The 24733-nt window shown below is 73.5% G+C and carries 27 protein-coding genes and 1 riboswitch; of the genes, 14 read left to right on the top strand and 13 right to left on the bottom strand.

Going from position 1 to position 24733, the window contains the following annotated elements; genetic code table 11:
* Positions 1 to 152: 152 nt before the first annotated feature.
* Together CO540_RS26520 and CO540_RS26515 are read left to right on the top strand one after the other, a co-directional pair.
* Positions 153 to 1889 carry a beta-N-acetylhexosaminidase gene (locus CO540_RS26520; protein ID WP_099164045.1) on the top strand — a complete coding sequence of 579 codons (1737 nt, stop codon included), beginning with the start codon at positions 153 to 155 and terminating at the stop codon, positions 1887 to 1889.
* A gap of 865 nt (positions 1890 to 2754) precedes the next feature.
* Positions 2755 to 3402, top strand: a complete 648-nt coding sequence (locus tag CO540_RS26515; protein ID WP_091572157.1) for a C39 family peptidase — start codon at positions 2755 to 2757, stop codon at positions 3400 to 3402.
* A 56-nt stretch (positions 3403 to 3458) separates the two neighbouring features.
* Here CO540_RS26515 and dusB read toward each other — a convergent pair whose 3' ends face one another.
* Positions 3459 to 4607: a tRNA dihydrouridine synthase DusB gene (gene dusB / locus CO540_RS26510; RefSeq protein WP_099164044.1), complete on the bottom strand. Its 1149-nt coding sequence runs from the start codon at positions 4605 to 4607 to the stop codon at positions 3459 to 3461.
* 178 nt (positions 4608 to 4785) lie between these two features.
* Between dusB and CO540_RS26505 the strand changes: the two genes are divergently transcribed.
* On the top strand, positions 4786 to 5748 hold the full coding sequence (locus CO540_RS26505) for a type IV toxin-antitoxin system AbiEi family antitoxin domain-containing protein (RefSeq protein ID WP_099164043.1): 963 nt from the start codon (positions 4786 to 4788) through the stop codon (positions 5746 to 5748).
* 64 nt (positions 5749 to 5812) lie between these two features.
* On the opposite strand, the gene CO540_RS26500 is transcribed toward CO540_RS26505, so the two are convergent.
* The 3 genes from CO540_RS26500 to CO540_RS26490 form a co-directional block, all read right to left on the bottom strand.
* The gene (locus CO540_RS26500; protein ID WP_098746919.1) at positions 5813 to 7192 is read right to left on the bottom strand and encodes a glycine--tRNA ligase; all 1380 of its coding nucleotides are present in this window, start codon (positions 7190 to 7192) and stop codon (positions 5813 to 5815) included.
* Between the two features lie 114 nt (positions 7193 to 7306).
* A complete protein-coding gene (locus tag CO540_RS26495; RefSeq protein ID WP_091577089.1) occupies positions 7307 to 7780 on the bottom strand; it encodes a hypothetical protein in 474 nt (157 codons plus the stop codon).
* A gap of 97 nt (positions 7781 to 7877) precedes the next feature.
* Positions 7878 to 8219, bottom strand: coding sequence for an antibiotic biosynthesis monooxygenase (locus CO540_RS26490; RefSeq protein ID WP_091572145.1), 342 nt, complete (start codon positions 8217 to 8219; stop codon positions 7878 to 7880).
* 27 nt (positions 8220 to 8246) lie between these two features.
* On the opposite strand from CO540_RS26490, the gene CO540_RS26485 reads away from it, so the two are divergent.
* The 7 genes from CO540_RS26485 to CO540_RS30485 all read left to right on the top strand — a co-directional run bounded on the left by CO540_RS26485 (position 8247) and on the right by CO540_RS30485 (position 12370).
* On the top strand, positions 8247 to 8510 hold the full coding sequence (locus CO540_RS26485) for a DUF6703 family protein (protein WP_091572141.1): 264 nt from the start codon (positions 8247 to 8249) through the stop codon (positions 8508 to 8510).
* A 78-nt stretch (positions 8511 to 8588) separates the two neighbouring features.
* Positions 8589 to 9548, top strand: coding sequence for a metal ABC transporter substrate-binding protein (locus CO540_RS26480; RefSeq protein WP_099164042.1), 960 nt, complete (start codon positions 8589 to 8591; stop codon positions 9546 to 9548).
* Positions 9545 to 10309 (top strand): metal ABC transporter ATP-binding protein, encoded by a 765-nt coding sequence (locus CO540_RS26475; protein WP_099164041.1) that lies wholly within the window; start codon positions 9545 to 9547, stop codon positions 10307 to 10309. The genes CO540_RS26480 and CO540_RS26475 overlap by 4 nt, the downstream gene beginning before the upstream one ends.
* Position 10310: 1 nt before the next feature.
* Complete coding sequence (locus CO540_RS26470) at positions 10311 to 11186, top strand: metal ABC transporter permease (protein WP_099164040.1); 876 nt, start codon at positions 10311 to 10313, stop codon at positions 11184 to 11186.
* 43 nt (positions 11187 to 11229) lie between these two features.
* Positions 11230 to 11532: a metalloregulator ArsR/SmtB family transcription factor gene (locus tag CO540_RS26465; RefSeq protein ID WP_091572124.1), complete on the top strand. Its 303-nt coding sequence runs from the start codon at positions 11230 to 11232 to the stop codon at positions 11530 to 11532.
* A 52-nt stretch (positions 11533 to 11584) separates the two neighbouring features.
* Entirely contained in the window at positions 11585 to 12190 is a 606-nt protein-coding gene (locus tag CO540_RS26460; RefSeq protein ID WP_099164039.1) for a hypothetical protein, read from the top strand.
* A gap of 9 nt (positions 12191 to 12199) precedes the next feature.
* On the top strand, positions 12200 to 12370 hold the full coding sequence (locus CO540_RS30485; protein ID WP_172967943.1) for a hypothetical protein: 171 nt from the start codon (positions 12200 to 12202) through the stop codon (positions 12368 to 12370).
* A 56-nt stretch (positions 12371 to 12426) separates the two neighbouring features.
* Here CO540_RS30485 and CO540_RS26455 read toward each other — a convergent pair whose 3' ends face one another.
* From CO540_RS26455 to CO540_RS26440, 4 genes are all read right to left on the bottom strand, one after another.
* Positions 12427 to 14388 (bottom strand): acyl-CoA dehydrogenase family protein, encoded by a 1962-nt coding sequence (locus CO540_RS26455; RefSeq protein WP_099164038.1) that lies wholly within the window; start codon positions 14386 to 14388, stop codon positions 12427 to 12429.
* 113 nt (positions 14389 to 14501) lie between these two features.
* Positions 14502 to 15005, bottom strand: coding sequence for a DUF6328 family protein (locus tag CO540_RS26450; protein WP_099164037.1), 504 nt, complete (start codon positions 15003 to 15005; stop codon positions 14502 to 14504).
* 210 nt (positions 15006 to 15215) lie between these two features.
* Positions 15216 to 15965, bottom strand: coding sequence for a sugar isomerase domain-containing protein (locus CO540_RS26445; RefSeq protein ID WP_099164036.1), 750 nt, complete (start codon positions 15963 to 15965; stop codon positions 15216 to 15218).
* A complete protein-coding gene (locus CO540_RS26440) occupies positions 15962 to 16798 on the bottom strand; it encodes an alpha/beta fold hydrolase (protein ID WP_099164954.1) in 837 nt (278 codons plus the stop codon). The genes CO540_RS26445 and CO540_RS26440 overlap by 4 nt, the downstream gene beginning before the upstream one ends.
* Positions 16799 to 16875: 77 nt before the next feature.
* Positions 16876 to 16982, top strand: a riboswitch (TPP riboswitch).
* A gap of 73 nt (positions 16983 to 17055) precedes the next feature.
* Between CO540_RS26440 and CO540_RS26435 the strand changes: the two genes are divergently transcribed.
* The 3 genes from CO540_RS26435 to CO540_RS26425 all read left to right on the top strand — a co-directional run bounded on the left by CO540_RS26435 (position 17056) and on the right by CO540_RS26425 (position 20147).
* On the top strand, positions 17056 to 17646 hold the full coding sequence (locus CO540_RS26435; RefSeq protein WP_091572107.1) for an ECF transporter S component: 591 nt from the start codon (positions 17056 to 17058) through the stop codon (positions 17644 to 17646).
* A gap of 99 nt (positions 17647 to 17745) precedes the next feature.
* On the top strand, positions 17746 to 19350 hold the full coding sequence (locus CO540_RS26430) for an ABC transporter ATP-binding protein (protein ID WP_253866206.1): 1605 nt from the start codon (positions 17746 to 17748) through the stop codon (positions 19348 to 19350).
* The gene (locus tag CO540_RS26425; RefSeq protein ID WP_099164035.1) at positions 19347 to 20147 is read left to right on the top strand and encodes an energy-coupling factor transporter transmembrane protein EcfT; all 801 of its coding nucleotides are present in this window, start codon (positions 19347 to 19349) and stop codon (positions 20145 to 20147) included. Before CO540_RS26430 ends, CO540_RS26425 begins: the two co-directional genes overlap by 4 nt.
* A gap of 137 nt (positions 20148 to 20284) precedes the next feature.
* Here the strand turns inward: CO540_RS26425 and CO540_RS26420 are convergent, their stop codons facing one another.
* Entirely contained in the window at positions 20285 to 20518 is a 234-nt protein-coding gene (locus CO540_RS26420) for a hypothetical protein (protein WP_091572098.1), read from the bottom strand.
* Positions 20519 to 20864: 346 nt separating this feature from the next.
* Here CO540_RS26420 and gndA point away from each other — a divergent pair, with 346 nt between their 5' ends.
* Positions 20865 to 22307: an NADP-dependent phosphogluconate dehydrogenase gene (gene gndA / locus CO540_RS26415; RefSeq protein ID WP_099164034.1), complete on the top strand. Its 1443-nt coding sequence runs from the start codon at positions 20865 to 20867 to the stop codon at positions 22305 to 22307.
* A 3-nt stretch (positions 22308 to 22310) separates the two neighbouring features.
* On the opposite strand, the gene CO540_RS26410 is transcribed toward gndA, so the two are convergent.
* The 4 genes from CO540_RS26410 to recO form a co-directional block, all read right to left on the bottom strand.
* Positions 22311 to 22562, bottom strand: a complete 252-nt coding sequence (locus CO540_RS26410) for a thioredoxin reductase (protein ID WP_099164033.1) — start codon at positions 22560 to 22562, stop codon at positions 22311 to 22313.
* Positions 22563 to 22693: 131 nt separating this feature from the next.
* A complete protein-coding gene (locus CO540_RS26405; RefSeq protein WP_098746930.1) occupies positions 22694 to 22879 on the bottom strand; it encodes a hypothetical protein in 186 nt (61 codons plus the stop codon).
* Positions 22880 to 22946: 67 nt separating this feature from the next.
* A complete protein-coding gene (locus CO540_RS26400; protein WP_099164032.1) occupies positions 22947 to 23759 on the bottom strand; it encodes an isoprenyl transferase in 813 nt (270 codons plus the stop codon).
* Positions 23756 to 24631 carry a DNA repair protein RecO gene (gene recO / locus CO540_RS26395; RefSeq protein ID WP_098746932.1) on the bottom strand — a complete coding sequence of 292 codons (876 nt, stop codon included), beginning with the start codon at positions 24629 to 24631 and terminating at the stop codon, positions 23756 to 23758. The genes CO540_RS26400 and recO overlap by 4 nt, the downstream gene beginning before the upstream one ends.
* Between the last annotated feature and the right edge of the window lie 102 nt (positions 24632 to 24733).

The following is a 24733-nucleotide window of genomic DNA, read 5'->3' as shown; positions in this document are numbered from 1 at the left end:
TCACCACTGCCCGAGTCCGTACCGGTTGTTGGGAACGCTTCCACGCGCAGGATCACGCAATTCCGATTCCCCTCGTACTCTTGACGGCACTGGATATCGCCGAACCTGACCTTTGCCATATCCCGCGCAAATACACCCTCGGAGCCGTCGCCGTGCCGACCATCCCCGCCGCCCCCGAGAACGGGCCGCAGCCGACCGAACTCCCGCCCGTCGCCCGCCCGCCGGCCGACCACCTCCCCGACGTGTCGCCGACCGCCGCGGAGCTGGCCCGCGTCGCTGCCGACCGGGCCGCCGGCGTGCTCGCCCCGCCCGCGCCGGTCCGCCTGGACGCGGTGGTGCCCGCCCCCGAGCGGGTGCTCCCCGACCCGGCCGGCGACTTCGCCCTGACCCCGGACGCGGCACTGCGCGTCGATCCCGCCGGCCGCGACGTGGCCGACCAGCTCGCCGGCTGGTTGCGCCCGGCCACCGGCTTCCCGCTGCCGGTGACCGACACGGCGGAGCCGGCCGAGGGCCGGTTGACGCTCACCCTGTCCTCGGTCGACGCCGCCCTGGTCGGCGCCGCTCGGGCCGGCGACCCGACGGTCGCCGAACTCGGGGCCGAGGGGTACCGCCTCGACGTCACCACCACCGGCGTCCGGATCACCGCCGCCGGTCCGGCCGGCCTGTTCCACGGCGCGCAGACGCTGCGGCAGCTCCTGCCCGCGGCGGTCGAGAGCGCCACCCCGGTCACCGAGCGCTGGCTGGTGCCCGGCGGCACGATCGTCGACCGGCCGCGCTTCCCCTACCGGGGCGCGATGCTCGACGTCGCCCGGCACTTCTTCGGCGTCCAGGACGTGCTGCGGGTGATCGACCACCTGGCCCGGTACAAGCTCAACCACCTGCACCTGCACCTCACCGACGACCAGGGCTGGCGGATCGCCGTCGACTCGTGGCCCCGGCTCGCCGAGGTCGGCGGCGCCACCGAGGTCGGCGGCGGCCCGGGCGGCTGGTACACCCGGGACGACTACCGGCGGATCGTCGCCTACGCCGCCCGCCGCCACGTGACCGTGGTGCCCGAGATCGACCTGCCGGGCCACACCAACGCGGCGCTGGTCGCGTACCCCGAACTGGCCCCCGGCAAGATCGCGCCGCCGCCGTACACCGGCACGGAGGTCGGGTTCAGCTACGTCGACCCGGCCGACGAGCGGACGTACGCGTTCGTCGCCGACGTGGTCGGCGAGGTGGCCGCGCTGACCCCCGGGCCCTGGTTGCACCTCGGCGGCGACGAGGCGTTCAAGGTGCCCGCGGAGAGCTACCGCGCCTTCGTCGCACGGGCGCAGGAACTGGTCGCGGCCACCGGGAAGACGGTCGTCGGCTGGCACCAGCTCGCCCCGGCGGAGCACGTCGACGGGCGCGTCCTGCAGTGGTGGGGCACGAACGGCGACGACCCGGAGACGGCGGCTGCGGTACGCCGGGGCGCCCGCCTCATCCTCTCCCCCGGCAACCACGCCTACCTGGACATGAAGTACGCCCCGGACACCCCGATCGGGCACGACTGGGCCGGCCTCATCGACGTGCGACGCGCGTACGACTGGGATCCGGGCACCCACGTGCACGGCGTGCCGGCCGAGGCGGTGCTGGGGGTGGAGGCCCCGCTCTGGACCGAGTCGGTCACCACGGCGGCCGAGATCGAGTTCCTGCTCTTCCCGCGCCTGCCCGCCGTCGCCGAACTGGGCTGGTCACCGCGCGAGACGCACGACTGGTCCCGGTTCCGCAGCCGGCTCGCCGCCCACGGCCCGCGCTGGGCCACCGCCGGCATCACCTTCCACCGCTCCCCCGAGATCCCCTGGCCCCCCACCCCACCCCAGATCCCCACCCAACCCACCCCCCACACCGCGCCCACCCCCTGACCCACCGACCCCCAACCCGTCGATCATGAAGTTGACGCGACAAACCGGACACGAACAGCCGCCAACTTCATGATCGCCGCACCCATCCCGGCCAGGAACGGGATCGGGCACCCCCACCGACGCGAGCACCTGCGGGCCGTCACGGCCCGGCACGCGGCACGGCCGCAGCTCCCCGCGCCGCCCGGCGTCCTCCTTCCTGGGCTTCCCCGCCCGCCCATGCCCGCCCGACCGCAGACCCCCAATACCGGACAGATCGCCCAAAACGCCCACGCCGTCAGAGATCTTGGTACGACACGGTCCCCGGAGGGGCGCGGACGTACCAAGATCTCCGAGCCGATCCCGCCAGCGCCGAAACACGCAGCCAAGGCGCCGCACTCCCCTCCATCACTTCGTTGATCAAGGAGTTTGCGTCCGACTGAGGCCGGTGCACGACGCAAACTCCTTGATCAACGAGGTGGCGAGGGGCGGCCGTGCGGGGGCCGGGGGCGGTGAGAGCGGGCGGCCTGCCGTGGTGGGGTGGTTGTCCGGTTTCCGGGTGGTCGGGGTCACCGGTGGGGTGGAATCGGGGGTGGGGGCGCGGCGTTGTACATGGCAGACCGCGCCGCACCCGCCGACCGCCCGCCCCGCGGGCCGGGAATCGGGCCGGGACGCCGGTCGTTACATCTCCCGGAGCCGCCGAGCAGGTCGACAGCGCCTGCCGAGTCGGCACCGCCGCCGGGCAGCGCCCCCGGGAATGACCCCGGGCCCCCGGTCGTTACATCCCCGAGCCGCCGGAGCAGGCCACCCCGCCGCCCGAGCGAGCCACCTGATCTTTCTTCGCGGCACCCCCCGTCGCCGCGTACCCCCGACAGAGAGGCAACTGATCATGGCTACCACTCTGCTGCGCAAGACCGCCCTGACCGTCGCCGGCATCGCCGCCACCGCCGGTGGCATCGCCGGCCCCGCGATCGCCGCCCAGGCCACCCCGGCCGAGCGCGCCGCGCAGGTGCAGACCGACCGCCACGGTCACGGCGAGCGGGAGCTGGGCGTGCGCTACGAGGCCCAGCCCAACTTCTACTTCTGCGGCCCCGCCGCCGCCCGCAACGCGCTCAGCGTGCAGGGCAAGAACATCGACGTGGACGCGATGGCCAAGGAGATGGGCACCACCGAGAACGGCACCAACTCCATCAACGACATCACCCCGGTGCTGAACAAGGAGACCGGCAAGGACGTCTACAAGTCCACCGAGATCCCCGTGGACAAGGCCGGCGAGAAGACCGACAAGCTGCGCGCCGACATCGTGCGCGCGGTGGACGACGGCCGGGCCGTGGTGGCGAACATCGCCGGCACCGCGACCGACACCGACGGCACCACCCACTCCTTCGAGGGTGGCCACTACATCAGCGTGGTGGGCTACCGCGACGGCGGGAAGGTCGTGACGATCGCCGACTCGGCGAACCCGGACCAGGCCTCCTACCGCATGGACGTGGACGCCCTGGCGCACTGGATCGCCAGCCGCGGCTACAGCTCCTGACCGGAAGAACGAAGGGCCCGACCCCGTGGGGGTCGGGCCCTTCGGCGTGTCCGGGGTCAGCCGCCGGAGTCGTCCAGCTCGGCGCCGTCCGGCGGGGTGTCGTCGTCGCGGCTGGCCAGCCAACCGTCGGGCAGGAACACCTTGCCCGGGGAGTTGGTACGGCCGCGCGGCTGCCCGAGGTTCTCCACCGGGAACGGCACCGCCGGGTCGAGCTTGCCGAGCAGGTCGTCGAGCTGCGCCAGACTCTCGATCATGGCGAGCGACCGACGCAGCTCGCTGCCGATCGGAAAGCCCTTCAGATACCAGGCCACGTGCTTGCGGAAGTCGGTGCAGCCGTCCCGCTCGCCCCGGGCCGGGTTCCGGGCGCCGGCGACGAACTGGTCCACCAGCAGCTCGGCGTGCCGCCGCATGGTCAGCGCCACCTCGCCCAGCGAGGGCAGCCGCCGCTCGGCGCGACCGTCGAAGGCGGCCTCCAGGTCGGCGAAGAGCCAGGGCCGGCCCAGGCAGCCGCGCCCGACCACCACGCCGTCCACGCCGGTGTGGGCGACCATCCGCAGCGCGTCGTCGGCTTCCCAGATGTCGCCGTTGCCGAGCACCGGCACGTCGAGCGCCTGCTTGAGCGTGCCGATGGCGTCCCAGTCCGCGGTGCCGGAGTAGCGCTGCGCGGCCGTACGCCCGTGCAGGGCGACCGCCGCGACACCCGCGTCCTGGGCGGCCAGCCCGGCCTCGACGTACGTCAGGTGGTCGTCGTCGATGCCCTTGCGCATCTTGACCGTGACCGGCACCCCGGCGGGCGACGCGGCGTCGACCGCGGCGTTGACCAGCCGGGCGAAGAGCCGGCGCCGCCACGGCAGGGCGGACCCGCCGCCCCGGCGGGTGACCTTGGGGACCGGGCAGCCGAAGTTGAGGTCGATGTGGTCGGCGAGGTCGCGCTCCACCACGATCCGCACCGCGGCCGCGGTGATCTCCGGGTCGGTGCCGTAGAGCTGGAGGCTGCGCGGCCGCTCCTCGGCGCCGAACGCGATCATCCGCAGCGTCTTCGGGTTCCGCTCGACCAGTGCCCGGGTGGTGATCATCTCGCAGACGTAGATGCCGCCGCCCTGCTCCCGGCAGAGCCGTCGGAAGCCGACGTTGGTGATCCCGGCCATCGGCGCGAGCACCACCGGGGGCCACACCTCGTGCGGCCCGATCTTCAGCGCATCCACCGGACAAGTGTAAGGAGGGGCCCCTTGTTAACGTCTCCGGTAGAGCAGGGGCCCCTTCTTAACAGGGCCCATATCACAGTCGGCCCGCCAGCAGACGGTCCTCCACAACGACGACGGCTGTCCACAGGTCAGGCGCACGGGCAGGACACGGATCGGGCGGACCCGCACGCTGCCGGGTATGCCCGAACAGCCACCCGAACTCAGCGACCTGGCGGAACGCCAGCAGCAGATCGTCACGCGGACGCAGCTTCTCGGCGTCGGATTCGACGACATGTACCTGTACCGGCAGACCCGGCGCGGCCTGTGGCAGCGCGTCCTGCCGGCCACGTACGCGCTCGTCACCGGCACCCTCACCGACGAGCAACGACGCATCTCGGCCGCGCTCTACGCGGGCGCCGACGCACAGCTCACCGGTCTGGCGGCCCTGATCTGGTACGGCTTCCGGCACAGCCCGCGCACCACTGACGTACACCTGATCCTGCCGCACCACGTGCGGCGCCGCTCGGCCGGTCACGCGGTGATCGCGCGTGCCCTGGAGCTTGATCCGCAGGCCCGGCGGACCGTGCTGTATCCGGTGTGCTCGCCGGCGCGCGCGGTGGTGGACGCGGCCCGCGACCTGCGCCAGCTGCGGCCGGTACGGGCGACCGTGGCCGAAGCCGTCCAGCGCGGCTTCACCGACCTGGCCAGCCTGGACCGGGAGATCCGGCGAGCCAGGCGGAGCCGTACCGCCCTGATCCGGAAGGCGTTCGCAGAGATCACCGACGGGGTCCGCTCGGCGCCGGAGACCGAGCTGCGGGAGTGCCTGAGCAGCAGCGGCGTGCTCACCGAGATCCTGTGGAACCCGCGACTGTCGGCGGCCGACGGCTCCCGGCTGCCGACGCCGGACGGCTACCTCGCCGAGTGCGCGCTGGCGTTGGAGGTCGACTCGCGGGAGTACCACCTCAGCCCGAACGACTGGACGCGGACGCTGGACCGGCACAACGAGCTGAGCCGGCACGGGGTGCTCGTCCTGCACTTCACCCCGGCGCAGATCCGCAGGGAGCCGGGCCGCGTGCGGCGCATGGTGGAGGACGCGTCCGAGGCACGGCGCGGGCTGGGGACCGAGACGGGCGTACGGGCGGAGCCGATCTCCCCCGGATGACGGGTGTTAAGAAGGGGCCCCTTCTCTACGCCAGGCGTTAAGAAGGGGCCCTTCCTTACACAGCTCAGCAGCCGGGGAGGCGCTCGATCAGGTAGCGCTCGACCTGGTCCAGCGCGACGCGCTCCTGGGCCATGGTGTCCCGGTTCCGCACCGTGACGGCGTTGTCGTCGAGCGTGTCGAAGTCGACGGTGACGCAGAACGGCGTGCCGATCTCGTCCTGCCGGCGGTAGCGACGGCCGATCGCCTGCGAGTCGTCGAACTCGACCACCCAGCGCTTGCGCAGGTCGGCGGCGAGCTGCTTGGCCTTGGGCGAGAGCGCCTCGTTGCGGGACAGCGGCAGCACCGCGACCTTGACCGGGGCCAGCCGCGGGTCGAAGCGCATCACGGTGCGCTTGTCCACGCCGCCCTTGGTGTTCGGCGCCTCGTCCTCGTCGTACGCCTCCAGCAGGAACGCCAGCACCGCGCGGGTGAGACCGGCGGCCGGCTCGATCACGTACGGCATCCAGCGCTCGCCCTTGCCCTGGTCGAAGTACGACAGGTCGACGCCGGAGTGCTTGCTGTGCGTGGACAGGTCGAAGTCGGTGCGGTTGGCGATGCCCTCCAGCTCGGCGAACTCGGTGCCGCCGAACCGGAACTTGTACTCGATGTCGACGGTGCGCTTCGAGTAGTGGGAGAGCTTCTCCTTGGGGTGCTCGTAGAAGCGCAGGTTCTCCTCGGACAGGCCCAGGTCCAGGTACCAGTTCCAGCGCTCCTGCAGCCAGTACTCGTGCCACTGCTCGTCGGTGCCCGGCTCGACGAAGAACTCCATCTCCATCTGCTCGAACTCGCGGGTCCGGAAGATGAAGTTGCCCGGGGTGATCTCGTTGCGGAACGACTTGCCGGTCTGCGCGATGCCGAACGGCGGCTTCTTGCGGGCGACCGTCTCCACGTTCTTGTAGTTGACGAAGATGCCCTGGGCGGTCTCCGGGCGCAGGTAGTGCAGGCCCTCGTCGCTCTCGACCGGGCCCAGGTAGGTCTTCATCAGGCCGTTGAACATCTTCGGCTCGGTGAAGGTGCCCTTGTTGCCGCAGTTGGGGCAGTTCAGCTCCGTCAGCGAGGTCAGCGGCTTGCCGTGCTTGGCCTCGTACGCCTCTTCCAGGTGGTCGGCCCGGAACCGCTTGTGGCAGGACTGGCACTCGGTGAGCGGGTCGACGAACTCGGCGATGTGGCCGCTGGCCTCCCAGACCTTGCGGGCCAGGATGACCGCCGAGTCGAGGCCGACGACGTCGTCGCGCTGCTGGACCATGGTCCGCCACCACTGCCGGCGGACGTTCTCCTTCAGCTCGACGCCGAGCGGACCGTAGTCCCAGGCCGACCGGGTGCCCCCGTAGATCTCGCTGGAGGGGAAGACGAAGCCCCGGCGCTTGGCGAGGCTGACGACGGCGTCGATACGGTCGGCTGGCATGTTTCCTCCTACGCCGGCTGGCGGTCGGCGCGGTTGAGATGGATGGAACCGGGCTGTTCGGGACAACGGTACGACCGCGTCGGTCCCGGGCCCAGCAGAATACCGGGGAGCGCCTCAGCTCACCCCGCAGACCTCCATGCCACCGGTCTGCCGGTCGGGTGCCAGCGTGACGGTCTGCGCCTCCCGCCGGCCGCCGGCCAGCGTCACGTCCACCGGCACGGTCAGCGAGGCGGTGTCGACGTCGCCCACCCGGTAGCCGGAGATCTGCGGCTCGGTGGCGACCCGCTGCTCGAACTCCGGCCGGGACTCGCGTCGCCGGGCGTCGTCGCAGAGCTGGTCGTACGCCTTGGACCACTCCCGCGCGACCAGCGCCTGGTAGTAGTCGTCGGTGACGGCCCGGCCCTGCTCCCCGACCGCCTGCACGTTGCTCACGGCCAGCCCGACCACGGCCGCGCCGCCTCCGCCGCAGCAGAGCAGCACGGCCAGCGCGCCGACCCCGAGGCCGAGCCAGAGTCGGGACCGACCGCCCTCGGTGGGCGGGGCGGCGAACGGCGGGGCGACGCCGGGACCGGGCGGCGGCGCGGGCACGCCCGGGTCCGCCGGCGGGGCGCCGGGCGGCACGGGCGACGGGGGTGGTGCGGCCGGTCCGGGAGCGGTCATACGCGCCAGGGTAGTGCCCCGGGACTCAGCGGTAAGGACCTGCGGCACGATCACTGGCGACGACGACGATCTCGCCCTGCGGGGCGGCGCTGGCGAGCGTCTCGTACGCCGAGGGCTCGTCCACCGATCGGGCGAGCAGCGGCACGGCGCTGACCTTGACGTCGAACCCGCCCAGCGCCCGCCGGTACGCCCCGACCGACTCCCACTCGGTGAGCAGGCACCAGTGGGCCGGGTCGTCGAGCGCCCGCAGCAGGTCACCGCGCAGGTAACCGGGCCGGGCGGCGAGTGCGGCGAGCGCCGCGTGCGCCTCCCGGGTGAACTCGTCCGCCGTTTCGGCGTCCACCACGAACCGGTTGGTGACCAGCACGGCGTTCCTCCTCGTAGAGTTTGTGGCATGCAGCGTACGCAGAGTCCCGTGCTGTCCCGGTTGGCCCGGCTCAACCCGACGACGGTGTTCCTCGCCGCGCTGGTCCTGGTGCTGGTCGGCCTGTTCGCGCCCGGGCCGGCCGGCGGTGTCCTGCTGCTGGTGCTGGCCGCCGGCCTGGTCTGGCTGATGACGGTGACCTGGCCGGTGCAGGCGCCGGCGACCCGGGTGCTCCGGCTGCTGATGCTGACCCTGCTGATCGCGGTCGCGCTGGCCAAGCTGATGGTCGGCTGATCCGTGCGGCCTGACCTGCGGTGACATGCAATCATGCGTTTTTGACAATAATTTTCGTTGTCACGGACAGTTGATCCCATGACCGTTCGTGCCACTCCCCGTGCTCTCGCCGCCGCCACCGCCGCCCTGCTCACCGTCGGCGGTCTCGCCGCCTGCTCGACCGGCGACGGTGGTGGGAAGGACCCGGACAAGGTCGACGTGGTGGCCGCGTTCTACCCGCTGCAGTTCCTGGCCGAGCGGATCGGCGGCGACCGGGTCGCGGTGAGCAACCTGACCAAACCCGGCGCGGAGCCGCACGACCTGGAGCTGAACCCGCGCCAGGTGGGCCAGGTGGTCGACGCCGAGCTGATCGTCTACCTCACCGGCTTCCAGCCGGCGGTGGACGAGGCGGTCGAGCAGAACGGCGGCGACCGGGCCTTCGACGTGGCCGGGGTGGCCCCGCTGCTCGACGCCGCCGCCGGCGGGCACGAGCACGAGGGTGAGGCCGGTCACGAGGAGGAGGCCGGTCACGAGGAGGAGGGCGGCGGCAAGGACCCGCACCTCTGGCTCGACCCGACCCGGCTGGCCACGGTGGGCGACAAGCTCGCCGAGCGCCTCGGCCGGGCCGACCCGGACCACGCCGCCGACTACACCGCGCGGGCCGGCGCGCTGCGCACCGAGCTGGCGACGCTGGACACCGCGTACGCCGAGGGCCTGCGCACCTGCCAGCGCCGGGAGATCGTGACCAGCCACACCGCCTTCGGCTACCTGGCCGAGCACTACAAGCTGGAGCAGATCGGCATCAGCGGCCTCACCCCGGAGTCGGAGCCCTCCCCGCAGCGGCTCGCCGAGGTCGCGAAGGAGGCTCGGGAGCACCAGGCCGGTACGATCTTCTTCGAGACGCTGGTCAGCCCGAAGGTCGCCGAGACGATCGCCCGGGAGGTCGGGGCGAAGACCGCGGTCCTGGACCCGATCGAGGGCCCGCCCGCCGAGGGCGACTACCTCTCCGCCATGCGGGCCAACCTGCAGACCCTGCGAACCGCTCTGGACTGCTCATGACCCCACCCGTGATCGAGATCGCGCACGCGACCGTCGGCTACGACGGCCGGCCGGTGCTGCGTGACGTCTCACTGACCGTGACCGCCGGCGAAGTGGTCGCCGTGCTCGGCGCCAACGGGTCCGGCAAGTCGACGCTGGTCCGCGCCGCGCTCGCCCTGGTACCGCTCGGCGCCGGGTCGGTCGCCCTCTTCGGCACGCCGCAGCGCCGCTTCCGGCACTGGCACCGCATCGGGTACGTCCCGCAGCGGCTGGGCGCGGGCGGCGGCGTGCCGGCCACGGTGGGCGAGGTGGTGGCGTCCGGGCGGCTGGCCCGCCGGGGCGTGCTCCGGCCGGCCGGGCGGGCCGACCGGGAGGCGGTGACGGCGGCGCTGCGCGCGGTCGGGCTGGCCGACCGGGTCGGTGACCCGGTGGCCACGCTCTCCGGCGGCCAGCAGCAACGCGCCCTGATCGCCCGCGCGTTGGCCGGCGGGCCGGAGCTGCTGGTGCTCGACGAGCCGACGGCCGGGGTCGACGCGGCCAGCCAGGAGGCGTTCGCCGGGGCGCTGCGCGCGTTCCGCGACGGCGGGGGCACGGTGCTGCTGGTCGCCCACGAGCTGGGCCCGCTGCGCCCGCTGATCAGCCGGGCCGTGGTGGTGCACCAGGGCGGGATCGCCCACGACGGCGCGGTGCCCGAGCCGGCCGGCCACCACGCCGACCCGGACCACGAGCACGTGCACCCGCACTGCGACGAGGAGCCCGCCGGGCTCTGGACAGGCATCTGAGATGGACCTCTTCCAGTACGACTTCATGCTCCGCGCCCTGGTCGGCGCGCTGGTCATCGGGCTGGCCGCGCCGGCGCTCGGCATCTACCTGGTGCAGCGCCGGCTGGCGCTGATCGGCGACGGCATCGGGCACGTGGCGCTCACCGGCGTCGGCGCGGGGCTGCTGCTGAACCGCTCCCCCGTGCTGGTGGCGGTGCTCGCGGCCACCCTCGGCGCGGTCGTCATCGAGCTGGTCCGCGCGTACGGGCGCACCTCCGGGGACCTGGCGCTGGCGCTGCTCTTCTACGGGGGCATCGCCGGCGGCGTGATGCTGGTCGGGCTCTCCGACGCCAGCAGCGGGTCGCTCAACGCGTACCTGTTCGGGTCGCTGACCACCACGTCGCAGGCCGACCTGGTCACCATCGGCGTGCTCGGCGCGGTGCTGCTGGTGACCATGCTGGCGCTGCGCCCGGCGCTGTTCGCGGTCTGCCACGACGAGGAGTACGCCCGCGTCTCCGGCCTGCCGGTGCGGGCGCTGAACCTGCTCATCGCGGTGGGCACCGCGGTCACGGTGACCATCGCCATGCGGGCGGTCGGGGTGCTGCTGATCAGCGCCCTGATGGTGGTGCCGGTCGCCACCGCCCAGCAGGTGACCCGGGGCTTCCGGTCCACCATGACGGCGGCGATGGCGCTGGGCCTGTTCGCCGCGGGCGCCGGGGTCTTCGTGGCGGCCACCGCCGACACCGCGCCCGGCGCCTCGGTGGTGCTGGTGGCGATCGGCTCGTTCCTGCTGGTGGCGCTCGGCGCGGCCGGCGTCCGGGCGGTGCGGCGTCGGGGTCGGTCGACCGGGCACGCGCCGGTTGCCGAGCCGGCCGAGCACGAGGTGGTGCTCAGGTGAGGCCGCGCCGGCCGGCGCAGCTGGCATTGGTTACCGTTACGGGGTGACCGGCACGAACGGGTACGACGCCTTCGAGGGCGCGGGCGACCTGCTGCGCGCGCTCTCGGCCCCCATCCGGCTGGCGATCGTGAGCGAGCTGGCCGAGGGCGAGCGGTGCGTGCACGAGCTGGTGGAGAAGCTCGGCGCCCCCCAGCCGCTGGTCTCCCAGCACCTGCGGGTGCTGCGCGGCGCCGGCGTGGTGCGCGGCTCGCGGCGCGGCCGGGAGATCGCGTACGCGTTGGTCGACGAGCACGTCGCGCACATCGTGGCGGACGCGGTGAGCCACGCCGGCGAAGGGTCGTCCTGAGTCGCGGATCGGCCCTGTGCCGATGCCCACCCCCCGTGGCAGGCTGTCCGGCGTGAAGATCTACGCCGACCGTTTTCCGACCGCCGTCCGCCAGTTCCTCACCGATCTGCTCGTGGTCGCCTGGGTGTACGCGGCGATCCGCTTCGCGCTGTGGCTGCACGACCTGGTCGAGAAGCTCGCCGTACCCGGGCAGAAGCTGGAGGGGGCCGGCGGCGGACTCGCCGACAACCTGGCCGACGCCGGCGGCAAGGTCGGCCGGGTGCCGCTGGTCGGCGACGAGCTGACCGCCCCCTTCAACCGCGCCGCGGACGCCGCCCGGGCGATGGCCGAGGCCGGCCGCGACCAGCAGGAGCTGGTCGGGCAGCTGGCGCTCGCGCTGACCATCGCGGTGCTGGTGTTCCCGCTCGGCCTGGTGCTGTTCGGCTGGCTGCCGCTGCGGGTCCGCTGGATGCGCCGCGCCGGCGCGGCGAAGGCGATGGCCACCGCGCCCGCCGGCCGGGACCTGCTGGCGCTGCGCGCGCTCGCCGGCCAGCCGCTGTCGAAGCTCACCCGGATCGCGCCGGACGTGGCCGAGGCGTGGCGGCGCGGCGACGACGAGACCGTCGACGCGCTCGCCGCGCTGGAGCTGCGCAGGCTGGGGCTGCGGGCCGGCCGGTAGGGTGTGCCGGTGCTGTACTTCCTGATCGTCGTCGCCGTGCTGCTGCTGGGCTACGCGGGCGTGCTGGTGAGTTTCGTCCGTAAGGGTCGCAAGATCCCGCCTTCGGCGTACCTGGTGTTGGCCGCCCTCAACGGCCTGATCCTGGCGGCGGTGATCGCGTGGGCGATCGCCCGCGGTTGAGCGGCTGTTAAGAGGGGTCCCTTCCTCTACCGGACGCGTTAACAGGGGGCCCTTCCTTACAGGCGGCGGCGGACGTCCTCGGCGGTGGACGGGCCGGGCTGCCACCGGGCCACCCAGGGCAGGTCGGAGGGCGGGGTGACCACCCCGGTCTCCAGCGAGGCGTACCGGCCGGCGACGATCCGCTTCGCGGCGGCCACGTCGACCGAGTCGGTGTTCGACCAGAGGCCGGTGAACAGCTCGTCGACGCGCAGCCGGGCCTGGCGGCAGAACAGGTCGGCCAGCTCGACGTTCTCCGGGTGTTCGGCCAGCTCGGCGTAGGCCCGGACGCAGACCGCGGACATCGCGAACAGCTCGGCGCCGATGTCCACCACCCGGCCGAGGAACGCCTGCTTGCGCTCCATCTTCCCCTGCCAGCGGGACATCGCGTAGAAGGTGGAGCGGGCCAGCTTGCGCGAGGTCCGCTCGACGTGCCGCAGGTGCCCGGCCAGCGGCCCGAACTCCTGGTACGCCCCGGGCGCCTGGCCCCGGCCGACGGCCAGCGTGGGCAGCCACCTCGCGTAGAAGGCGCCGGCCCGTGCGCCGGCCTTCGCCTTACGGCCCAGCCCCGCGTCCGGGTCGATGATGTCGCCGGCGACCGAGAGGTGCGCGTCGACCGCCTCCCGGGCGATCAGCAGGTGCATGATCTCGGTGGAGCCCTCGAAGATCCGGTTGATCCGCAGGTCGCGCAGCAGCTGCTCGACCGCGGCCGGACGTTCGCCCCGGGCGGCCAGCGAGTCGGCCGTCTCGTAGCCGCGCCCGCCCCGGATCTGGATCAGCTCGTCGGCGATCCGCCAGGCCATCTCGCTGGCGTAGAGCTTGACCAGCGCCGCCTCGATCCGGATGTCGTTGCGGTCGTCATCGGCGAGCAGGCAGGACAGGTCGAGCATCGACTCCATGCCGTACGTGGTGGCGGCGATGAAGGACAGCTTCTTCGCCACCGCCTCGTGCTCACCGACCGGCCGGCCCCACTGGACCCGGTCGGCGGCCCACTCCCGGGCCACGTTGAGCGCCCATTTGCCGGCGCCGACGCACATCGCCGGCAGCGAGAGCCGCCCGGTGTTCAGCGTGGTCAGGGCGATCTTGAGCCCCTTGCCCTCGCCGCCGATCACGTTCTCCTTCGGCACGAAGACGTCGTGGAACCGGGTGAGGCTGTTCTCCAGGCCGCGCAGCCCCACGAAGGCGTTGCGCCGCTCCACCGTGATGCCGTCGCTGTCGCCCTCCACCACGAACGCGGTGATGCCGCCCCGCCGCCCCTCCGCCGCCGGCACCCGGGCCATCACCACCAGCAGGGTGGCGACCGTGCCGTTGGTGGCCCAGAGCTTCACCCCGTTGAGCCGGTAGCCGGTGCCGTCGGAGGTGGGCTCGGCGGTGGTGGCCAGCCGGGCCGGGTCGGAGCCGACGTCCGGCTCGGTGAGCAGGAACGCGGAGACCTCGCCGGCGGCCAGCCGGGGCAGGAAGCGTTCCTTCTGCTCGGGCGTGCCGAACATCTTCAGCGGCTGCGGCACACCGATCGACTGGTGCGCGGAGAGCAGCGCGCCGATCGCCGGACTCACCGATCCGGCGAGCATCAACGCCCGGCAGTAGTGCAGGTTGCTCAGCCCGAGCCCGCCGTACCTCCGGTCGATCTTCATGCCGAACGCGCCGAGCCCGGCCATCCCGTGGAACACCTCGTCGGGGATGCGCGCGTCGCGCTCGATCGCCGCGCCGTCCACCTCAGACCTGAGGTAGGCCCCGAACGCGCCGAGGAACTCCTCGGCGCGGGCCACGTCGTCCGGATCGGACCGGGGCCAGGGATTGATCAGGTCGAGCCGGAACCGGCCGAGGAACAGCTCCTTGCCGAAACTGGGCCGGTCCCAGGCAGCCTCGCGGGCCGCCTCGGCGACCTGGCGGGCCTCCTTCTCGGAGACCTGGCCCGCCTCGGCGGGCAGCGGCCCGGCGCCGTCGGCGGACTCGGGCCGGCTGTTCTGTGTCGTGGTCACGGCTGCCTCCTGGATGGTCGGTCCGGCTGCGGTCGACGCGCTCGACGAAAACGACGCTACCCCCGGGTGTTACCCAGGGGTAGCGTCGCGTGCACGCCCGATTTGGCGGACCGTCAGTCGCCGGACAGCGTCCGCGGGTCGTCGTCCTCGTCGTCGATGTCGTCCTCACCCCAGTTGCGCCGGGCGAACGGCAGGATGGCCCAGAAGGTCAGGAACCAGATCCCGGTGACCGCGCTGAGCACGAACGCGACCGGCCGGGGCAGCACGAAGTCGGTGACCAGCAGGACCGCGCTGACCATCGCGATCAGCATGAAGAACAGGCCGCCGGAGGCCATCCGGTGGGCGAACCGGACCAGCTCCGGCTTGCGTCCCTGGCGGAACAACGCGCGGTGGAACGCGACCGGCGAGATGATCATCGCGGCGGCGGCCGCCGCGGCCAGCAGCGCCACGATGTAGACGTCGCGCTGGAACTCGGTGGTCCGGGTGAAGGCGTTGCTGAACGGCATCGTCAGCAGGAAGGCGAACAGGATCTGCACGCCGGTCTGCGCGACGCGCAGCTCCTGCAGCAGGTCGGCGAAGTTGCGCTGCCAGCGCTGCTTCTCGGATTCCTTGGACAACTCGCGAACCTCCGGTGAAGACGGCACGGCCGGCGGGTGAACGCCCGCCGGCAGCACCGCCAGTGCCCCGCCCGAGTGATCGCGAAACGCCCTCACGGCCCTCGCTGGTTCGCGACTGCGGGGCTCGCAACCCCGGCTCACTCCTCGCGCTTCACAGTGCCAGCTGGTTCGCGACTGCGGGGCTCGCAACCCCGGCTCACTCCTCGCGCTTCACGCTCCGCGGCGGATGCGGCCCTCGTACCGTGCCTCCAACTCCGCATTGTGCTCGTCGCCGCCGCTGATGTTGGCGGAAAGGTAGACCGGCGGCCGTTCGCCGGCGGCCAGCAGCCGGGCCACCACCTCGGCGACGATCTGCTGGGCCAGCAGCGCCGCGGTGATCGAGGAGACCGCGCCGACCGCGCCGCCGCCGGGCAGCGGCAGCGTCGCGTCGCCGTACGGGGCACCGTTGTCCAGCACCACGTCGGCGAAGTCGGCGAGCTTGCGGCCGGACGGGTGCCGGGACGTCATCCGGGCCGAGTGCTGGGCCGAGGTGATCGCCACCAGCCCGTGCCCGCGCTCCTTCACGATCGCGGCGAACTCCACCATCGCCCCGTTCACGCCCGAGTTGGAGGCCAGCACGAACACGTCCTGCGGCCGGATCGGGGCCAGCTCGTAGAGGCGGTGCGCCACGGCCGGCTCACGTTCCAGCTTCGGGCCGAGCACGTCGGCCGGCTCCCCGCCCCGCAGCACCAGGTCACGCAGCGCGATCCGGTTGGTGGGGACCAGCCCGCCGGCCCTTCCGGCGATCTCCATGGCGAGCGCCTCGGAGTGCCCGGTGCCGAAGGCGTGCACCACCGCGTCGGCGCGCAGCGCCGTGGCGATCAGGTCGGCCGCCGCGGCCACGTTCCGCCGTTGCTCGGCAGCCACCCGGCCCATCGTCTCGGTCACCACCGCCAGGTAGTCCTCGGCGCTCACCGTCATGCTTCCTCCGCTCCTGTGCACCGGGCGAGGATCGCGGCGGCCAGCGGGCCGGGCGCCTCGTCGGGGATCCAGTGGCTGACGCCGTCGAGCACCAGGAAGCGGTAGTCCCCGGTGACGTGCGCCGCGCACGCCTCGGCGGCCGTCCGGCCGATCGCCACGTCCCGGTCGCTCCAGACGTACGTGGTCGGCACGCCCACCGCTCCGACGGCCTTCATGTCCGTCCCGCTCATCGCCCGGTACCAGTTGAGCGCCGCGGTGAGCGCCTCCGGCTCGCGCATCGGCTCGGCGTAGCGGGCCACCGCGTCGGCGTCCCCCACCCCGCCGAGCAGCCGCCGCAGCGCGGCGCCGCGCAGCGCCAGCAGCACCTTCTCCGCCTTGCCCGGCATCCGGAACAGCGCGATGTAGGCGGACTTCGCCTTCTGCCGGGGGTCGGTGGCGAGCGCGTGGCCCATCGCCGCCGGGTGCGGCACCGAGACCGCGGTCAGCGTCCGCACCCGCTCCGGGTGCGCCGCCGCCAGCCCCCAGGCCACGATCGCGCCCCAGTCGTGGCCGACCAGGTGCGCCCGGGTCACCCCGAGCGCGTCCAGCACGCCGGCCGCGTCGGCCACCAGCTCCGGGATCCGGTACGCCTCGACGGCGGTCGGCCGCGCGCCGGGCGAGTAGCCGCGCTGGTCCAGCGCGTACGTGCGCAGCCCGGCCGCGTGCAGCGCGGGCGTGACCGCGTCCCATTCGCCGGAGTGCTGCGGGAAGCCGTGCAGCAGCAGGACCGGGTCGCCGTCCGCGGGGCCGCCGGTGCGTACCTCGAACGTCAGTCCCCGCGCCTTCACCCGCATGATCGCCACCGTAGCCGACAGTTGCCCTGCTGGGCCCGGGGCAGGCGACGGTGCTAGCGTCTGCGACGAGACAACTTCACATCCGACAGGGGAGCGCACAGCGCTGAGAGTGCGGGCCGAGGCCCGCAGACCCTCGAACCTGATCTGGGTAATGCCAGCGCAGGGAGTTCGGTCGACCTCCAGCCGCGCCGCCGTCCGGGCGTTCCGGGCGCGGCGTGCGTCTTCTCCTGGTTCCTCATCTGAACTGGGAGTCCGTCATGAGCCACACCGACAGCAACCGCTGGCGTACGGTCGACATCGTCGTCGCCTCGGTGATCGCCGTCGCCTTCGGCGTCGTCTTCTGGGCCTGGGGCCTGCTCTGGAGCGCCACCGACGCGGCGTTCGCGTTCTTCCCGCCGGCGCAGGCGCTGCTCTACGGCGTCTGGCTGATCCCGGCGGTGCTCGCCGGCCTGATCATCCGCAAGCCGGGCGCGGCGCTCTACTGCGAGACCGTCGCCGCGATCGTCTCCGCGCTGCTGGGCAGCCAGTGGGCGAGCATCGTGATCCTCCAGGGCCTGATGCAGGGCATCGGCGCCGAGCTGGCGTTCGCCGCGTTCCGCTACCGCTCGTTCCGGCTGCCGGTGGCGGTGCTGGCCGGGGCGCTGACCGGCCTGGGCGCGGCGATCTTCGACTTCGTCTACTGGAACAAGGCCTACGAGCTGACCTCCTACCGCATCCCCTACGCCCTGATCACGATCGTCAGCGCCACCGTCGTGGCCGGCCTCGGCGCGCACCTGCTCACCCGGGCCCTGGCGAACACCGGCGTCCTGGACCGCTTCCCCGCCGGCCGCGACCGCGCCCTGGTCTGACCGGTCCGCCGCCCTGTTGATCAAGGAGTTCGCGTCGGCGGCGGGCGATATCCCTGACGCGAACTCCTTGATCACCGAGGCTGGGGAGGGGGTGGGACGGTGAGCGGGGTGGTGCTGCGCGGGTTCGGGTGGCGGCACGGGGGTCGGAAGCGGTGGGCTCTCCGCGGGGTCGACCTGCGCGTCGAGAGCGGGGAGCGAGTGCTGCTGCTCGGGGCATCGGGGGCGGGCAAGAGCACCCTGCTGGCGGCGCTGGCCGGGCTGCTCCCCGAGGACTCCGGCGAGCAGGAGGGCACCGTCGAGATCGACGGGCTGGACCCGCGCAAGGCCCGCGAACGCGTCGGCGTGGTCTTCCAGGACCCGGAGACCCAGCTGGTGATGGCCCGCTCGGGCGACGACGTCGCGTTCGGGCTGGAGAACCGGGGCGTACCCGCCGAGGAGATCTGGCCCCGGGTGGACGAGGCACTGCGCCGGGTCGGCTTCCCCTACCCCCGGGATCGCCCCACCGCCGCGCTCAGCGGGGGCGAGCAGCAACGCCTCGCCCTGGCCGGGACGCTCGCGCTGCGCCCCGGGCTGCTGCTGCTGGACGAGCCCACCGCCAACCTCGACCCTACCGGCGCCACCCTGATCCGCCGGGCCGTCGCGGACGCGCTCGACCCGGACACCACGCTGATCCTGGTGGAGCACCGGGTGGCCGAGGCGCTGCCGCTGGTCGACCGCGTGGTGGTGCTGGAGCCCGGCGGCGGGGTGCGGGCCGACGGACCGCCCGAGACGGTCTTCGCCGCGCACGGCGACGCGCTGGCCGCCGCCGGGGTCTGGGTGCCCGGACACACCGTCCCGCCGCGGCACGCCACCACACCGCCCGGCGACGTGCTGCTCGCCGCCGACCGGCTCGGCCTGCCGCCCCGGCTGGCCCCCACCGACCTTCGGGTACGCGCCGGCGAGGCACTCGCCGTCCTCGGCCCCAACGGCGCCGGCAAGTCCACGCTGGCACTGCTCCTCGGCGGCCTGCTGCGCCCCGGGACCGGCGCGCTCACCGCCTCCGCCGAGCTGGCCGGCCGGGACGCGCGCACTCCCCCGTACCGCTGGCGGGCACCCGCGCTGGCACGCCGGATCGGTTCGGTGTTCCAGGACCCGGAGCACCAGTTCGTCACCGGCACGGTGCGGGACGAGTTGGCGCTCGGCCCACGCCGTACCGGCCGGTCCGAGGCGGACGTCACCGACACCGTGGACGCGCTGCTGCACCGGCTGCGACTGGACCGGTTGGCCGGCGCCAATCCGTACACCCTCTCGGGCGGCGAGGCGCGGCGGCTGAGCGTGGCGACCGCCCTGGCCACCGCGCCCCGCCTGCTGATCTGCGACGAACCCACGTTCGGCCAGGACCGGCGGACCTGGCTGGAGCTGGTCGACCTGCTCGCCGAGTTGCGCGACGCCGGCCACGGCGTGGTCGCGGTGACGCACGACGCGGACTTCGTCGCCGCGCTGGCCGACCGGACGCTCACCCTGGACCGCCCGTCCGCGGACCCCGACCGGACGCGCACTGCCGGGTCCGCCGGTCCGCCGGATCCCGTCGGCTCACCGCCGGGCGGCCACGGCGCCAGCGAGTCAGTCGGCCGTCCCGGCGCGGACGGACCACCGTCACCTCCGACGCGTCCCGGCGCGGACGGACAGTCGCCGCCTCCGCGGCGAGGGGCGGGCACGCCGTGATCGATCTCGAACCGGTCGCGGCGCCCGACGCCCCGCTGGCGCGGCGCAACCCGGTGGCGAAGGTGGCCGCCGCGCTGGTCTTCACGCTCGTGCTGGTGGCGACGCTGGACCCGGTCGCGCCGGCCATCGCCATCGCGATCGAGCTGGCGGTGCTGCCGCTGTTCGGCGTCCGCTACCGGGTGCTGGCCCGGCGGGCCTGGCCGCTGCTGGCCGGAGCCGTGGGCATCCTGGTCACGCTGGTGCTCTTCGCCGCCGACCGGTCCGGTCCGGTGCTGCTCGACGCCGGCCCGGTGCTGGTCACCCAGGGTGTGCTGGTCACCGCGCTGGGCCTGGTGCTGCGCATGCTCGCGGTGGCGCTGCCCGGGATCGTCGTCTTCGCCACCACCGATCCGACCGAGCTGGCCGACGCGCTGATCCAGAACGCGAAGGCGCCGGCCCGGTTCGCCATCGGCGCGCTGGCCGCGTTCCGGATGGTCCCGCTGCTGGAACAGGAGTGGCGGATGATCAGCATGGCCCGCCGGGCCCGGGGCGTGGACGCCGGCCGGAACCCGCTGGCGAAGCTGCGGCTGTTCGCGTCGACCGCGTTCGCGCTGCTGGTCGGCGCGATCCGGCGGGGTACCCGGCTGGCCGTGGCGATGGACGCACGGGGCTTCGACGCCGGGACCCCGCGCACGGTGGCCCGGCGGCAGCACTTCACCCCGGCCGACGCCCTGCTGGTGGTCACCGCCGCGCTCCTGGCCGGCGCCGCCCTGACCACGAGCATCCTCCTCGGCACCTTCCGCCCTCTCATCGGCTGACCCACCCCAGCGCGGCCCCACGTGGTCGATCATGAAGTTGGCGGCACTCGGTGCCCGGAATGTCGCCGCCAACTTCATGATCGACGCCGTTGGGAAGGGTGGAGCCCCGGGCGCGGGCGCGCCCGGGGCTCTGCCGGTCAGCTGCGGCGGAAGGCGTAGAAGCGGGTCTGGCCGGCGCGCTGACTGCGCCCGGTCACCCGCCCCTGGCGACCGGCGGGCGGGCCGGCCGTGGGCGGCGCCGGGGCCTGCTCCGTCGGCAGGGACACCGGCGTCGACGGCGCCACGGTGAGCGCGTCGAGATCCCTCGGGGTCACCTCCCGCAGCGACGGCGACGGCTTGCGGGACTTCTTCGGGCTGCGCTTCGCGGGCATCCGCGGTCCTCCTGTCTGGCGGGCGCGCCGACCACGGACGCGCCGAGCGGGTACGCCCCGGGTGCGATCCGACCGCGACAGACACCGCGAACCACGGCGGCGGGAGAGGATGCGGACGCCCGGAGCAGGACGGGTCCACGGCACGTACGGCGGTGGACCGGGCTCGGAAGAAGGGCGTCAGTTACGCATGCCGGAAGGCTATCCCGCCCCGAACCGGTCGCGCATCCGAATTACCGCAGAACGCACCGCCACCGGCCACTCACCCGGCGTCGACGTCCCGGCCCACTCCCCCGGCGACCGCGATACGGTCGCAGCACGGCAGCGAGGACGAGAGGTGGCGGTACGCATGGCACAACAGGCGACGGCGCAGATCGGGGTCACCGGTCTGGCGGTGATGGGTCGCAACCTGGCCCGGAACCTGGCCCGCAACGGTTTCGCCGTGGCGGTGCACAACCGCTCGCCGGAACGCACCCGCAGCCTGGTCGCCGAGCACGGCGACGAGGGCACCTTCGTGCCGTCCGAGTCGCTGGCCGACTTCGTCGGCTCGCTGGAGCGGCCGCGTGCGGTGATCGTGATGGTGAAGGCCGGCGCGCCGACCGACGCCGTGATCGACGAGTTGGTCCCGCTGCTGGAGGAGGGGGACATCGTCGTCGACTGCGGCAACGCGCACTTTGCCGACACCCGCCGTCGGGAGGAGGCGCTGCGCGCGCACGGGCTGCACTTCGTCGGCACCGGCGTCTCCGGCGGCGAGGAGGGCGCGCTGCGCGGCCCGAGCATCATGCCCGGCGGCTCGGCGGAGTCCTACCGCAAGCTGGGACCGATCTTCGAGAAGATCGCCGCGCAGGTCGAGGGGACGCCCTGCTGCCGGCACATCGGCCCGGACGGCGCCGGGCACTTCGTGAAGATGGTGCACAACGGCATCGAGTACGCCGACATGCAGCTCATCGCCGAGGCGTACGACCTGTTGCGGGCCGGCCTGTCGGCGAGCCCGGCGGAGATCGCGGAGATCTTCCGGGAGTGGAACGGCGGCGAGCTGGAGTCCTTCCTCATCGAGATCACCGCCGACGTGCTCGGCCACACCGACGCCACCACCGGCCGGGCGTTCGTGGACGTGGTGCTCGACCAGGCCGAGCAGAAGGGCACCGGCCGCTGGACCGTGCAGAGCGCGCTGGACCTGGGCATCCCGATCACCGGCATCGCCGAGGCCACGTTCGCCCGGTCGCTGTCCGGGCACGCCGACCAGCGTGCGGCCGCCCGCCGGGTGTTCGCCGACGCCGGCGACAAGTGGCAGGTCGACGACCGGGACGCGTTCGTCGAGGACGTCCGCCGGGCGCTGCTCGCCAGCAAGATCGTCGCGTACGCCCAGGGCTTCGACCACATCCGGGCCGGCAGCGGGGAGTACGACTGGGACATCGACCTGGGTGGCACGGCCACCATCTGGCGCGGCGGCTGCATCATCCGGGCCCGCTTCCTGGACCGGATCCGGGAGGCGTACGACGCCGAGCCGGACCTGTCGACGCTGCTGGTCGCCCCCTGGTTCGCCGACCGGGTCAGCGCCGGGGTCCCGGCCTGGCGACGGGTGGTGGCCGACGCGGCCCGCGCGGGTGTGCCGGCCCCGGCCTTCGCGTCGTCGCTGGCCTACTTCGACGCGCTGCGCGCCGAGCGGCTGCCGGCCGCCCTGATCCAGGGGCTGCGGGACAACTTCGGCGCGCACACCTACCACCGGGTGGACCGGGACGGCTCGTTCCACACCCGCTGGGCGGGCGACCGCTCCGAAGTGGAGGCCTGAGCCTCACCACGCCCGCTCGGGCGACGGACGGCGGTGGGTCGGAGCCGACCCGGGTTCGGGGGCCCAGTCGGCGGCCGGCTCACCGGCGGCCAGCTCACCGATCTCGCCGGAGCGGACCGTCGGGGTGTGTCCGACGTCGGCGCACCAGCGCTCGGCCACCCCGGCACACAGCTCGGCGACCGCCTCGCGGCGCCCCGGCTCCACCAGGTCGGCGCCGGCCAGGGCGGCCGTCATCTCGTACCGGAGATCGCGCATTCTCCACCCCCGTGGCGGCGCGTCCCGGCGGCGCGCCCTGCGCCGATCGTAAGCGGAACGCCCCGCGATCCGGCCGGAAAGCCGGATGCGGGGCGTTCGCGGGACGGCCGGCACGGGGCCGACCGTCGGGGTCAGAAGAACCGGCGGCGCTTGGCCTTCTGCGGCCGGATCATGTCGGCGCCCTTGGTCAGCAGGCGGCTCACCCCGGTCGGGCCACGACGGGCCTCCAGGGAGTGGCTGAGCCGGCGCGCGCCGGCCGCCGCCAGCGGCACGGCGACCGCCATGACCGCCCACTGCGCGATCCGCTTCTGAATCATGTGGTTCACCTCCGCGTTGGCTGCTGTGGATACTCGTACCCAGCGCGGCGCGTCGCTAAGCGTGACCTCAGACTCCCGGGGCCACCGGGTTGGGCAGCGCCCCGCCGAAGCGTCGGTCGCGCTGGGCGTACAGCTCGCAGGCGTACCAGAGGTGACGGCGGTCGAAGTCGGGCCAGAGCGTGTCCAGGTAGACCAGTTCGGCGTACGCGGTCTGCCAGAGCAGGAAGTTGGAGATGCGCTGCTCGCCGGAGGGACGCAGGAACAGGTCGACCTCGGGCACCTCGGGGTGGTAGAGGTAGCGGGCCACCGTCTTTTCGGTGACCTTGTCCGGGTGCAGCTTGCCGGCGGCCACGTCACGGGCGATCGCGGCGGCGGCGTCGGCGATCTCCGCCTGGCCGCCGTAGTTGACGCAGAACTGCAGCGTCAGCGTCGAGTTGTCGCGGGACATCTCCTCGGCGGTCTGCAGCTCGGAGATCACGCTCTTCCAGAGCCGCCCGGCCCGCCCCGACCAGACCACCCGCACGCCCAGGTCGACGAGCTGGTCGCGGCGGCGGCGGATGACGTCGCGGTTGAAGCCCATCAGGAAGCGGACCTCGTCCGGCGAGCGCCGCCAGTTCTCGGTCGAGAACGCGTACGCCGACAGGTAGGGGACGCCCAGCTCGATCGCGCCCTCGATGGTGTCGAAGAGGCTGTGCTCGCCCTGCTCGTGCCCCTTGGTGCGGGGCAGCCCGCGCTCCTTGGCCCAGCGGCCGTTGCCGTCCATCACGATGGCGATGTGCCGGGGCAGCGCGCCCGCGGGCAACGCCGGCGGGCGCGCGCCGGACGGGTGCGGGGTCGGCGGCACCGGCTCGCGGCGGCGCGCCCTCGTCGATCGGATCACTCGGTCATCTCCCTGTTCACACCGGCGGCTGCGGGCCCGGAGCCGGCGCGCGGCGGGACCACACCCGGTCCCGCCCCGTCGGGCGGCGGGACCGCGCCGGTCGCCGGGCCACCCCGGTCGACCAGCGGCAGCGAGCGTAGCGCGCGTTCCAGATGCCACTGGAGGTGCGCCGCGACCAGCCCGCTGCACTCCCGGCGGACGCCGTTGTCGGCGGCGTCGGCGTACGCCCAGTCGCCGGTGGTCAGCGCGGACATCAGCGCCAGCGTGGCCGGCGCGGGGTGGGCGGCGCCGGGGGGTCGGCAGTCCGGGCAGACCGCGCCGCCGGCCGGCACCGAGAACGCGCGGTGCCGGCCCGGCTCGCCGCAGACCGCGCACGCGCTCAGCGCGGGCGCCCAGCCGGCGAACGCCATGCCCCGCAGCAGGTAGGCGTCGAGCACCAGCGTGGTGGCGTGGTCGCCGCGGGCGAGGGACTTCATCGCGCCGAGGGTGAGCTGGAACAGCCGCAGCGAGGGTTCCCGCTCCACCGGGGTCAGCCGCTCGGCGGTCTCGGCGATCGCGCTGGCCGCCGTGTAGCGGGGGTAGTCGCCGAGGAACCGCTTGCCGTACAGCTCGATCGCCTCGACCTGGCTGACGGTGTGCAGCGAGCTGCCCTGGTTGCCCTTGGGGTCGCCGGCGAGCTGGAGGTCGACGTGCCCGAACGGCTCCAGCCGGGCGCCGAAGCGGCTGGAGGTGCGCCGGACGCCGCGGGCCACCGCACGCAACCGGCCGTGCCGGCGGGTGAACAGCGTGATGATCCGGTCGGACTCGCCCAGCTTCTGCACGCGCAGCACCACCGCGTCGTCGCGGTAGAGCTGTCGGCGGTACCCGGCCATCAGGCCATTCTCCCTCGGGGTGCGATCTCAGGGTCGGCTCGGGGTGCGTCGGCGGGCGATCCCCGATGTGTCGGCCGCCCGGCCGGCCCTAGTGTGCTGGCC

This window comes from Micromonospora sp. WMMA2032 (genome assembly GCF_002688545.1).
Lineage (GTDB): Bacteria > Actinomycetota > Actinomycetes > Mycobacteriales > Micromonosporaceae > Micromonospora > Micromonospora sediminicola.
Note: the sequence above shows the minus strand (reverse complement) of the source record. Positions and strands in the feature narration are given on the sequence as shown.

Bases quoted from the DNA above. Each gene is read 5' to 3' on its own strand.
- CO540_RS26505 (WP_099164043.1), top strand. From the start codon at position 4,786: ATGCCCGAACAGCCACCCGAACTCAGCGACCTGGCGGAACGCCAGCAG.
- CO540_RS26475 (WP_099164041.1), top strand. From the start codon at position 9,545: ATGACCCCACCCGTGATCGAGATCGCGCACGCGACCGTCGGCTACGAC.
- CO540_RS26500 (WP_098746919.1), bottom strand. From the start codon at position 7,192: ATGCCAGCCGACCGTATCGACGCCGTCGTCAGCCTCGCCAAGCGCCGG.
- recO (WP_098746932.1), bottom strand. From the start codon at position 24,631: ATGGCCGGGTACCGCCGACAGCTCTACCGCGACGACGCGGTGGTGCTG.
- CO540_RS26435 (WP_091572107.1), top strand. From the start codon at position 17,056: ATGAGCCACACCGACAGCAACCGCTGGCGTACGGTCGACATCGTCGTC.
- CO540_RS26405 (WP_098746930.1), bottom strand. From the start codon at position 22,879: ATGATTCAGAAGCGGATCGCGCAGTGGGCGGTCATGGCGGTCGCCGTG.
- CO540_RS26440 (WP_099164954.1), bottom strand. From the start codon at position 16,798: ATGCGGGTGAAGGCGCGGGGACTGACGTTCGAGGTACGCACCGGCGGC.
- CO540_RS26410 (WP_099164033.1), bottom strand. From the start codon at position 22,562: ATGCGCGATCTCCGGTACGAGATGACGGCCGCCCTGGCCGGCGCCGAC.
- CO540_RS26515 (WP_091572157.1), top strand. From the start codon at position 2,755: ATGGCTACCACTCTGCTGCGCAAGACCGCCCTGACCGTCGCCGGCATC.
- CO540_RS26480 (WP_099164042.1), top strand. From the start codon at position 8,589: ATGACCGTTCGTGCCACTCCCCGTGCTCTCGCCGCCGCCACCGCCGCC.
- CO540_RS26485 (WP_091572141.1), top strand. From the start codon at position 8,247: ATGCAGCGTACGCAGAGTCCCGTGCTGTCCCGGTTGGCCCGGCTCAAC.
- gndA (WP_099164034.1), top strand. From the start codon at position 20,865: ATGGCACAACAGGCGACGGCGCAGATCGGGGTCACCGGTCTGGCGGTG.
- CO540_RS26420 (WP_091572098.1), bottom strand. From the start codon at position 20,518: ATGCCCGCGAAGCGCAGCCCGAAGAAGTCCCGCAAGCCGTCGCCGTCG.
- CO540_RS26470 (WP_099164040.1), top strand. From the start codon at position 10,311: ATGGACCTCTTCCAGTACGACTTCATGCTCCGCGCCCTGGTCGGCGCG.
- CO540_RS26445 (WP_099164036.1), bottom strand. From the start codon at position 15,965: ATGACGGTGAGCGCCGAGGACTACCTGGCGGTGGTGACCGAGACGATG.